The sequence below is a fragment of the Achromobacter semiaridum genome (assembly GCF_053543755.1).
Window position 1 is genome coordinate 11,116 of the sequence record NZ_JBLVOL010000086.1, and the last position, 9,190, is coordinate 20,305.

General features: G+C 65.6%; 14 protein-coding genes. 13 read left to right on the plus strand and 1 reads right to left on the minus strand.

Annotated features, from left to right (window positions below; translation table 11 throughout):
• The 13 genes from hisD to ACNPP0_RS22125 all read left to right on the plus strand — a co-directional run.
• Positions 1 to 771 (plus strand): histidinol dehydrogenase (gene hisD / locus ACNPP0_RS22065; protein ID WP_448707008.1); only part of this gene is annotated, 771 nt, incomplete at its 5' end.
• On the plus strand, positions 768 to 1,874 hold the full coding sequence (gene hisC, locus ACNPP0_RS22070; RefSeq protein ID WP_332609058.1) for a histidinol-phosphate transaminase: 1,107 nt from the start codon (positions 768 to 770) through the stop codon (positions 1,872 to 1,874). The genes hisD and hisC, both read left to right, overlap by 4 nt.
• A gap of 1 nt (position 1,875) precedes the next feature.
• Positions 1,876 to 2,463, plus strand: coding sequence for an imidazoleglycerol-phosphate dehydratase HisB (gene hisB, locus ACNPP0_RS22075; protein WP_006216836.1), 588 nt, complete (start codon positions 1,876 to 1,878; stop codon positions 2,461 to 2,463).
• 34 nt (positions 2,464 to 2,497) lie between these two features.
• Positions 2,498 to 3,196 (plus strand): imidazole glycerol phosphate synthase subunit HisH, encoded by a 699-nt coding sequence (locus ACNPP0_RS22080; RefSeq protein WP_104144701.1) that lies wholly within the window; start codon positions 2,498 to 2,500, stop codon positions 3,194 to 3,196.
• 56 nt (positions 3,197 to 3,252) lie between these two features.
• A complete protein-coding gene (gene hisA, locus ACNPP0_RS22085; RefSeq protein WP_046805342.1) occupies positions 3,253 to 3,993 on the plus strand; it encodes a 1-(5-phosphoribosyl)-5-[(5-phosphoribosylamino)methylideneamino]imidazole-4-carboxamide isomerase in 741 nt (246 codons plus the stop codon).
• On the plus strand, positions 3,990 to 4,811 hold the full coding sequence (hisF, locus tag ACNPP0_RS22090; protein WP_448707009.1) for an imidazole glycerol phosphate synthase subunit HisF: 822 nt from the start codon (positions 3,990 to 3,992) through the stop codon (positions 4,809 to 4,811). Before hisA ends, hisF begins: the two co-directional genes overlap by 4 nt.
• A gap of 2 nt (positions 4,812 to 4,813) precedes the next feature.
• Positions 4,814 to 5,218: a phosphoribosyl-AMP cyclohydrolase gene (hisI, locus tag ACNPP0_RS22095; protein ID WP_332609064.1), complete on the plus strand. Its 405-nt coding sequence runs from the start codon at positions 4,814 to 4,816 to the stop codon at positions 5,216 to 5,218.
• A complete protein-coding gene (locus tag ACNPP0_RS22100) occupies positions 5,215 to 5,565 on the plus strand; it encodes a phosphoribosyl-ATP diphosphatase (RefSeq protein ID WP_046805262.1) in 351 nt (116 codons plus the stop codon). The genes hisI and ACNPP0_RS22100 overlap by 4 nt, the downstream gene beginning before the upstream one ends.
• Positions 5,566 to 5,581: 16 nt before the next feature.
• A complete protein-coding gene (locus tag ACNPP0_RS22105) occupies positions 5,582 to 5,950 on the plus strand; it encodes a histidine triad nucleotide-binding protein (RefSeq protein WP_448707010.1) in 369 nt (122 codons plus the stop codon).
• A gap of 14 nt (positions 5,951 to 5,964) precedes the next feature.
• The gene (gene tatA, locus ACNPP0_RS22110; protein WP_046805260.1) at positions 5,965 to 6,192 is read left to right on the plus strand and encodes a Sec-independent protein translocase subunit TatA; all 228 of its coding nucleotides are present in this window, start codon (positions 5,965 to 5,967) and stop codon (positions 6,190 to 6,192) included.
• A gap of 74 nt (positions 6,193 to 6,266) precedes the next feature.
• Positions 6,267 to 6,845: a Sec-independent protein translocase protein TatB gene (tatB, locus tag ACNPP0_RS22115; protein WP_448707011.1), complete on the plus strand. Its 579-nt coding sequence runs from the start codon at positions 6,267 to 6,269 to the stop codon at positions 6,843 to 6,845.
• A complete protein-coding gene (gene tatC, locus ACNPP0_RS22120; RefSeq protein ID WP_448707012.1) occupies positions 6,842 to 7,633 on the plus strand; it encodes a twin-arginine translocase subunit TatC in 792 nt (263 codons plus the stop codon). The genes tatB and tatC overlap by 4 nt, the downstream gene beginning before the upstream one ends.
• Positions 7,634 to 7,770: 137 nt before the next feature.
• Positions 7,771 to 8,175: a helix-turn-helix domain-containing protein gene (locus ACNPP0_RS22125; RefSeq protein ID WP_448707013.1), complete on the plus strand. Its 405-nt coding sequence runs from the start codon at positions 7,771 to 7,773 to the stop codon at positions 8,173 to 8,175.
• Between the two features lie 20 nt (positions 8,176 to 8,195).
• On the opposite strand, the gene ACNPP0_RS22130 is transcribed toward ACNPP0_RS22125, so the two are convergent.
• Positions 8,196 to 9,190, minus strand: a 995-nt coding sequence (locus ACNPP0_RS22130) for a trypsin-like peptidase domain-containing protein (protein ID WP_448707014.1), incomplete at its 5' end; no start/stop codon positions are given.

A 9,190-nucleotide genomic window follows, 5' to 3' on the forward strand; every position in this document is an offset into this window, starting at 1 on the left:
GCCGCCATCCGCGGCGTGGACCGCGTGTTCGCCATCGGCGGCGCGCAAGCCGTGGGCGCCCTGGCTTACGGCACGGACACCGTGCCCGCCGTGGACAAGATCGTCGGCCCGGGCAACGCCTATGTGGCCGCCGCCAAGCGCCGCGTGTTCGGCGTGGTCGGCATCGACATGATTGCCGGCCCCAGCGAAATCCTGGTCATCTGCGACGGCAAGACGCCCGCCGACTGGATCGCCATGGATTTGTTCTCGCAAGCCGAGCACGACGAACTGGCGCAGTCCATCCTGCTGTGCCCGGACGCCGCGTTCATCGAAGAAGTGCAAGCCGCCATCGCGCGCCTGCTGCCCACGATGCCGCGCGCCGACATCCTGCGCGTCAGCCTGGCCAATCGCGGCGCGCTGATCCAGGTCCAAAGCCTGGAAGAAGCCTGCCAGATCGCCAACGACATCGCGCCCGAGCACCTGGAAATTTCCACCGAACAGCCCGAAATCTGGACCGCCAAGATCCGCCATGCCGGCGCCATCTTCATGGGCCGTTTCAGCTCGGAAGCGCTGGGTGACTACTGCGCGGGTCCCAACCACGTGCTGCCCACGTCCCGCACCGCGCGCTTCTCGTCGCCGCTGGGCGTGTACGACTTCCAAAAGCGCTCCAGCCTGATCCAGGTGTCGCACCAGGGCGCGCAAACGCTGGGCCGCATCGCCGCCGAACTGGCGCTGGGCGAAGGCCTGCAAGCGCACGCCGCCAGCGCCCAGTACCGGGTCGACAAACCATGAGCGCGGCCCCGGCGGCAGGCGTCGCTGGCTGCATCGACGGCACCGTGCGCGCGGACATCCGCGCGCTGGCCGCCTACCCGGTCGCGCACGCGGATGGCTGCATCAAGCTGGACGCGATGGAATGCCCGTATGAATTGCCCGACGTGGTGCGGGACGATATCGCCCGCACCGTGCGGGACACCCCGCTGAACCGCTATCCCGCCGCCGACCTCTCTGCCTTGCAACAGGCGGTCAAGACCGCGTTCGGCGTGCCCGGCGCGGCCGACGTGCTGTTCGGCAACGGCTCGGACGAACTGATCCACATCGTCGTGCAGGCCTGCTGCAATCCGGGCGACGTGGTGCTGTCGCCGTGGCCGTCGTTCGTTTATTTCGACATGGCGGCGCGCTTTGACCACGCGCGCTTTGTCGGCGTGCCGCTGACCGAAGACCTGACCCTGGATCTGCCGGCGATGCTGGCCGCCATTCGCGAACACCAACCCAAGGTGGTGTTCCTGGCCGTGCCCAACAACCCCACCGGCGGCCTGTGGTCCGACGAAGACGTGCAGGCCATCATCGCCGCCGCACCCGGGCTGGTGGTGCTGGACGAGGCCTATCAGCCCTTCGCCGACCGCACCTGGATGCCGCGGGTGCTGGATGCGCCGAACGTGGTCGTGATGCGCACGGTGTCCAAGATCGGCCTGGCTGGCCTGCGTTTTGGCTACCTGGCGGGTCACCCCGACTGGATCGCCGAACTGAACAAGCTGCGCCCGCCCTACAACCTGGACGTGCTGACGCAAGCCACGTTGATGGCGGTGTTGCGCCACAAGCCCGTGCTGGACGCACAGGCCGCGCGCCTGCGCGCCGACCGCGCACCGCTGGCCGACGCGCTGGCCGCCTTGCCGGGCGTCAGGGTATTCCCTTCCGCCGGCAACTTCGTACTCGCCCGCTTTTCCGGCAAGCTGGACGGCAACGCCGTGCATCTTGCGCTGAAAACGCGCAAAATATTGATTCGCAACTTTTCCAACGCCCATCCGCTCCTGGCGAACTGCCTGCGCATCTCGGTGGGCGCCCCGGCCGAGAACGCCGCCTTGCTGGCTGCCCTGCAAGAGATTTTGAGTGCTTAACATGCGTACCGCAGAAATCACCCGCAACACCAACGAAACCCGCATCCGCGTGGCCATCAACATCGACGGCACCGGCAAGCAGACGATCGACACGGGCGTGCCTTTCCTGGACCACATGCTGGACCAGATCGCGCGTCACGGCCTGATCGACCTGGACATCAAGGCCGAGGGCGACCTGCACATCGACGCGCACCACACGGTGGAAGACGTTGGCATCACGCTGGGCATGGCGATTGCCAAGGCCGTGGGCACCAAGGCCGGCCTGCGCCGCTACGGCCACGCGTATGTGCCGCTGGACGAAGCGCTGTCGCGCGTCGTGGTGGACTTCTCGGGCCGCCCCGGCCTGGAATATCACATCCCGTTCACGCGCGCCCACATCGGCAATTTTGATGTAGACCTAACGCGCGAGTTCTTCCAGGGGCTGGTCAACCACGCCCTCATCACCCTGCATATCGACAACCTGCGCGGCTTCAACGCCCACCATCAGGCTGAAACCGTGTTCAAGGCCTGTGGCCGCGCCCTGCGCATGGCCATGGAAGTCGATCCGCGCATGGGCGACGTGGTGCCGTCCACCAAGGGCGTGCTGTAACGTTCGCCAACCCCCACCGCAGCAGGCAAAAGAAGTGACCACTATCGCCATCGTCGATTACGGAATGGGCAATTTCCATTCCGTCGCACGCGCCCTGAAGTTCGCCGCCCCCGACGCGGACGTCCGCATCTGCAACCAGCCCAAAGACATCGACGCGGCCGACCGCGTGGTGTTTCCCGGGCAGGGCGCGATGGCGGACTGCATGCGGACCCTGAATGAATCCGGCCTGCGCGAAGCCGTCGTGCGCGCCGCCCGCAACAAGCCCCTGTTAGGCGTGTGCGTGGGCGAGCAGATGTTGTTTGATTCCAGCGAAGAAGGCGGCACGTCGTGCCTGGGCTTGTTCCCCGGCCTGGTACGCCGCTTTTCCGGCCCCCGTTTCGCCGACCTGATCCCCGCCGATGACGAAGCCTGCCTGGCAGACACCGGCGACGCGGGCCTGGCCGACACCCGCCCCGAACGGCTCAAAGTGCCGCACATGGGATGGAACAAAGTCCGCCAGACGCGCTCTCATCCCATCTGGGACGGCATTCCGGACGACACGCACTTCTATTTCGTCCATAGTTACTACGCCGATCCGGACGATTCCGGCCTGACAGTTGGTGAAACCGATTACGGCGTCGCCTTTACCTGCGCAGTGGCGGCGGCTAACATTTTCGCGGTGCAGTTCCACCCCGAAAAGAGCGCCGAGCACGGTTTGCGCCTGTATCGCAATTTTGTAGACTGGCAGCCGTAGGCATAGAGCCGACAGCGCCAGCCCATTCAACCCCTCTTTCTTTTTTGCTGCCCACCATGCTGCTGATCCCCGCCATCGATCTCAAAGACGGGCGCTGCGTGCGCCTGCGCCAGGGTGACCTGGACGATGCAACGGTGTTCTCCGAAGACCCCGCCGCCATGGCCACCCGTTGGCTCGACCAAGGCGCGCGTCGCCTGCATCTGGTCGACCTGAACGGCGCCGTTGCCGGAAAGCCGAAGAACGAAGCGCCCATCAAGGCCATTCTGGAAGCCGTCGGCGACGACATCCCCGTCCAGATCGGCGGCGGGATTCGCGACCTCGACACCATCGAACGCTACCTTGATGCCGGCATCTCCTACGTGATCATCGGCACCGCCGCGGTCAAGAACCCGGGCTTCCTGCAAGACGCCTGCGGTGCTTTCCCCGGCCAGATCATCGTTGGCCTGGACGCCCGCGACGGCAAGATCGCCACCGACGGCTGGAGCAAGCTGACCCGCCACGATGTGCTGGACCTGGCCAAGAAGTTCGAAGATTACGGTTGCGAAGCCATCATCTACACCGATATCGGCCGTGACGGCATGCTGTCGGGCGTCAACGTCGAAGCCACGGTGCGCCTGGCCCAACACGTGCGCATCCCCGTTTACGCCTCGGGCGGCATCGCCGGCATCCAGGACATCGAAGCCCTGTGCGCCGTCGAGGAAGAGGGCGTCGAAGGCGCCATCCTGGGCCGCAGCATCTACGAAGGCACGCTTGATTTCCAAGCCGCGCAGGCGCGCGCCGACGAATTGGCAAAATGACCCTCTCTCCCAGCAGCACCGAGGCCGGCGCCCCCGTAGCAAGCGCGCTGACCCGCCGCATCATCCCCTGCCTTGACGTCACCGCCGGCCGCGTCGTCAAGGGCGTGAATTTCGTCAACCTGCTGGACGCGGGCGACCCCGTCGAGATCGCCCGCCGCTACAACGAGCAAGGCGCGGACGAACTGACGTTCCTGGACATCACCGCCACCAGCGACGGCCGCGACCTGATCCTGCCCATCATCGAGCAGGTGGCGTCGCAGGTTTTCATCCCGCTGACGGTGGGCGGCGGCGTGCGCCAGGTGTCCGACATTCAGCGCCTGCTGAATGCCGGCGCCGACAAGATCAGCATCAATAGCGCCGCCGTGGCCAACCCCGAACTGGTGCGCGCCGCGTCCGACTACCACGGCTCGCAATGCGTGGTGGTGGCCATTGACGCGCGGCGCGTGTCGGCCGACGGCGAACCCGCGCGCTGGGAAGTCTTCACCCATGGCGGCCGCAAGGCCACCGGGCTGGACGCTATGGCCTGGGCGCGCCGCATGGCCGCCTACGGCGCGGGCGAAATTCTCTTGACCAGCATGGACCGCGACGGCACCAAGTCCGGTTTTGACCTGGAATTGACGCGCGCCGTATCCGACGCCGTGCCGGTGCCCGTCATCGCCTCGGGTGGCGTGGGCAACCTGCAACACCTGGCCGATGGCGTCACCACCGGCCGCGCCAGCGCCGTGCTGGCCGCCAGCATCTTCCACTTTGGCCAGCACACCGTTGGCGAGTGCAAGCGCTTCATGGCCGAACAAGGCATTACCGTACGGTTGGATTAACTATGAGCACCGAACCCGCCTGGATGGCCGACGTCGTCTTTGATGAAAACGGCCTGATCCCCGCCATCGCCCAAGATGCCCAAAACGGCCAGATCATGATGGTCGCCTGGATGAACCGCGAATCCCTGGCCGAAACGGCCGCCACCGGCCGCGCCGTGTACTGGTCGCGTTCGCGCCAGCGCCTGTGGCGCAAGGGCGAAGAGTCGGGCCACGTGCAGGAAGTGCACGAATTGCGCCTGGATTGCGATGGCGACGTGATCTTGCTGAAAGTGCACCAGGAAGGCGGCATCGCCTGCCACACCGGGCGCGCCAGCTGTTTTTTCCGCCGCCTGGAAGGGCCGACGGACCAGGCATCCTGGGTCACGGTTGACCCGGTGCTGAAAGACCCCGAACTGATCTACAAATGACCGATCAAACGCTAAGCGCCGCCGATATCCTGGCACGCATCGCCGACACGCTGGAAACCCGCCGCCCCGAAAACGGCGGCGACCCGGCCGCGTCCTATTCCGCCAAGCTGCTGGCCAAGGGCCCCGATTCCTTCCTGAAAAAGATCGGCGAAGAAGCCACGGAACTGGTCATGGCCGCCAAAGACGGCGTGCCGGATCGCATCGTCAGCGAAACGGCCGACCTGTGGTTTCACTGCCTGGTCGCGCTGACGCACTTCAAGCTGCGGCCGGAAGACGTACTGGCCGAATTGGCCCGCCGCGAAGGCCTGTCGGGCCTGGCGGAAAAAGCCAGCCGCCCCAAAGACTGACCCCGGAGCCCGGAAAATGAGCGACAACTGTCTTTTTTGCAAGATCGCCGCTGGCGACATCCCGTCCAAGAAGGTCTATGAGGACGAGGACTTTGTTGCATTTCACGATATCAATCCGGCAGCACCGGTACATTTGCTGCTGATCCCTCGACGTCATGTCACATCCATGCAGGATATTACGGCCGAGGACGCAGGTTGGTTGGGTAGAATGATGTCGTTGGCGCCGCGGCTAGCAGCCGAAAACGGTTGCCGTCCGGGCCCTGATGGCGGATTTCGCATCATGATCAACTCTGGCGTCGAAGGCGGCCAGGAAGTCCCGCATTTGCATTTCCACATCATCGGCGGCTCGCGACCCTGGAAAGGACGCGTGGCCCCCACCGCGTAATTCGGAGAAACATCATGGGTAGTTTCAGCATTTGGCATTGGTTGGTCGTTCTGGTCATCGTGGCGCTGATTTTCGGCACCAAGAAACTGCGCAACATCGGCTCGGATCTGGGCGGTGCGGTGAAGGGTTTCAAGGAAGGCATGAAGGACGCCAACGGCGACAAGCCCGCCGACCCGATCGCGCAACAGCGCGTGTCCGGTGAAACCATCGACGTGCAAGCCAAGGAAAAGACCAACTCCTGAGCCCCCGGCTCGTCTCCCGGGCCCGCCCCCAACGGGGCCGGCCCTTATTGCTTCAATTCCCGAGCGGCCGTCGAATGTTTGATGTCAGCCTCACTGAACTGATGGTGATCGGCGTCGTCGCCTTGATCGTCATTGGCCCCGAACGCCTGCCCAAGGTTGCCCGCACCGTCGGTCACCTGTTGGGGCGAGCGCAGCGTTACGTCAACGACGTGAAGTCCGATATCCAGCGCGAAATCGAAATCGACGAGCTGCGCAAATTCAAAAGCGAAATGGAAGACGCCGCGCAGGGCGTGCAGCAGTCGCTGAACGAAACACACGCGTCCTTGCAGGAACCGGTGCAGCAGTTCCGTGCCGAACTGGACGAAGTGGCCCGCGAGGCCAATGGCAAGGTCGCGCCGGTGATCGTGGGCGATGCGCCCGCCGCCGCCGCCACGCCCGCAGCCCCGCTGGCAGCCGCCACCGAGCCCGCCCGCACCATCGCGCCGCCCAGCCAGAACCACAGCCTGGACCTGGACTTGCCGCCGGCGGCCGATACCGCCACGGCGCCTGCCGCGCCCATCCCATCACAACCCGCCCCGGCGCCCCGCGCGCCCCCCGCTGACGACGCCGCGCCCGCCGCCAAGCCCGTCCCGCCCTCCGGAACACCGACGTGACCCAGGACGCCTCTCAAGAAGAAGGCCAGCAAGAGACCTTTATCTCTCACCTGGTCGAATTGCGGACCCGATTGTTGCGCGCCGTGGGCGCCGTCGTGGCCGTGTTCATCGTGCTGTTCATCTACCCCGGCGCCTCGGCCATCTATGACGTGCTGGCCGCGCCGATGCTGGCCTCGCTGCCCGAAGGCACGCGCATGATCGCCACGGGCGTCATCACGCCGTTCATGGTGCCCGTCAAGGTCACCATGATGGCGGCCTTCATCGTGGCGCTGCCCGTGGTGCTGTACCAGGCGTGGGCCTTCGTGGCGCCCGGTCTGTACCGCCACGAAAAGCGCCTGGCGCTGCCGCTGATCGTCTCCAGCACGTTCCTGTTCATCGCGGGCATGGCGTTCTGCTACTTCGTCGTGTTTCGCACGGTGTTCCATTTCATTGCCACGTTCGCGCCGCAGTCCATCACCCCGGCGCCGGACATCGAGGCCTACCTCAGCTTCGTCATGACGATGTTCATGGCATTCGGGATCACGTTCGAAGTGCCCGTGGCCGTGGTGTTGCTGGTGAAGATGGGCATAGTCGAGCTGTCCAAGCTGCGGGCCGCGCGTGGTTACGTGGTGGGCGGCGCCTTCATCATCGCGGCGGTGGTCACGCCGCCGGACGTGGTCAGCCAGTTCATGCTGGCCGTGCCGCTTTGCCTGCTTTACGAAGTGGGGCTGATCTGCGCCCGCATGGTGCAGCCCAAGCCCGGCGCGGCCGACGACGCCGTGTCCGATTCGCTAACCGAACGGCACTGACACCGGCTGGCATGGCATCGTCTGAAAGGGTCGCTTCGGCGGCCCTTTGCGTTTTTGCCTCGCGCATCGCACAAAGGGGGCCGGTATAGGACTGTTTCACCCTTGTGGGCTGCCGCGCGCGACTCTACATTGCAGGCATGTCGCCTGCTCAAAGGCTACGCGCCCTGATGCGGTGGCGTGGCATCCATAGTCAAAACCAGTTGGCGCGCCTTTCCGGCGTGCCGCAATCCTGCATCCATCGGATCCTAACGCGTGGGAAAGATTACTCGCCGTCCCGCACGACGCTGCTACGTCTGGCCAAAGCGCTGGACACCAGCGTGCCCTGGCTTAGCGACGGCGTGTTGGGCCCCACGGAATCGGGCGCCAGCAGCCTGCCGCCCGGGTACGGCTCGCAGCCGCCCGCCATGCCAAAGTCGTGCAAGCCCGTGGTGGACGGCTACTGCGCCGAAATCGGCGCCATCCTGCAACACCAGCCCGACACCACGAAGCGGGCCGTGCTGTCGGTGGTTCGACTGTTAGCGGATAAGTCGCGCAATGGCTAGCGTTGTGGCTGGCGCCATGGCTAGCGCGGCTTGCCCGGGCGCGTGCCCACCACCACCGCCACTTCGGCAGGCTTGCCCGCGCGCAAGATGCCCAGCGTGGCGCGCTGGCCGGGCGGCAGCTGCGCTATCTCGGACAACAGCTGCGACGTATCGGCCATGCGCTTGCCATTGACCGATTGCACGATATCGCCAACGCGCAGGCCGCCGCGCGCGGCGGGGCCATCGCGCATCACGCTGGCAATGATCACGCCCCGCGTCTCGCCCTTGAGCTCAAACGCGCGCGCCAGCTCGGGCGTCACGTCCTGCGGCTCCACGCCCAACCAGCCGCGCTTGACCGAACCCGTCTTGACGATGTCGTCCATGACCTTGCGCGCAATCTCCACCGGCGTGGCAAAGCCGATGCCCATCGACCCGCCTGATTCCGAATAGATCGCCGTGTTGATCCCCACCAGATTGCCTTGCGCGTCAACCAGCGCACCGCCCGAATTACCGGGGTTGATGGCGGCATCGGTCTGGATGAAGTTCTCGTAGGTGTTCAGCCCAAGCCCGTTGCGCCCCAACGCCGACACAATGCCTTGCGTGGTGGTCTGGCCCACGCCAAACGGGTTGCCTATCGCCAGCACCACGTCGCCCACGCGCAAGCCCCGGTCGGCCGCAAGCGTGGCCACCGGCAAGGTGCGCAATGAGCTCAGCTTCAGTACCGCCAGGTCCGTGTCCGGGTCCGCGCCCACCACTTTTGCCGTGTCGCGCCGGCCGTCCGCCAGCGCCACCTCGATGGCGTCGGCCGCCTGCACGACGTGGTAGTTGGTCAGCACATGGCCGTCCTGGCTGACGATAACTCCCGACCCCAAACTGGTCGTGGCCTGCCGCCGGCTCATGCCGGGCACTTGCCCGAACAGCTGGCGCAGCACCGGGTCATCGGGCAGCGGCACCAACGGCACATTGACGTGCTTGGTGGTGTACACGTTCACCACGGACGGCGCCGCGCGGGCCACGCCATCGGCGTAAGACACGG

Excerpts from the sequence above, each read along its gene's own strand:
- hisC (WP_332609058.1), top strand. The coding sequence starts at position 768 with ATGAGCGCGGCCCCGGCGGCAGGCGTCGCTGGCTGCATCGACGGCACC.
- hisB (WP_006216836.1), top strand. The coding sequence starts at position 1,876 with ATGCGTACCGCAGAAATCACCCGCAACACCAACGAAACCCGCATCCGC.
- hisA (WP_046805342.1), top strand. The coding sequence starts at position 3,253 with ATGCTGCTGATCCCCGCCATCGATCTCAAAGACGGGCGCTGCGTGCGC.
- hisF (WP_448707009.1), top strand. The coding sequence starts at position 3,990 with ATGACCCTCTCTCCCAGCAGCACCGAGGCCGGCGCCCCCGTAGCAAGC.
- hisI (WP_332609064.1), top strand. The coding sequence starts at position 4,814 with ATGAGCACCGAACCCGCCTGGATGGCCGACGTCGTCTTTGATGAAAAC.
- ACNPP0_RS22100 (WP_046805262.1), top strand. The coding sequence starts at position 5,215 with ATGACCGATCAAACGCTAAGCGCCGCCGATATCCTGGCACGCATCGCC.
- ACNPP0_RS22105 (WP_448707010.1), top strand. The coding sequence starts at position 5,582 with ATGAGCGACAACTGTCTTTTTTGCAAGATCGCCGCTGGCGACATCCCG.
- tatA (WP_046805260.1), top strand. The coding sequence starts at position 5,965 with ATGGGTAGTTTCAGCATTTGGCATTGGTTGGTCGTTCTGGTCATCGTG.
- tatB (WP_448707011.1), top strand. The coding sequence starts at position 6,267 with ATGTTTGATGTCAGCCTCACTGAACTGATGGTGATCGGCGTCGTCGCC.
- ACNPP0_RS22125 (WP_448707013.1), top strand. The coding sequence starts at position 7,771 with ATGTCGCCTGCTCAAAGGCTACGCGCCCTGATGCGGTGGCGTGGCATC.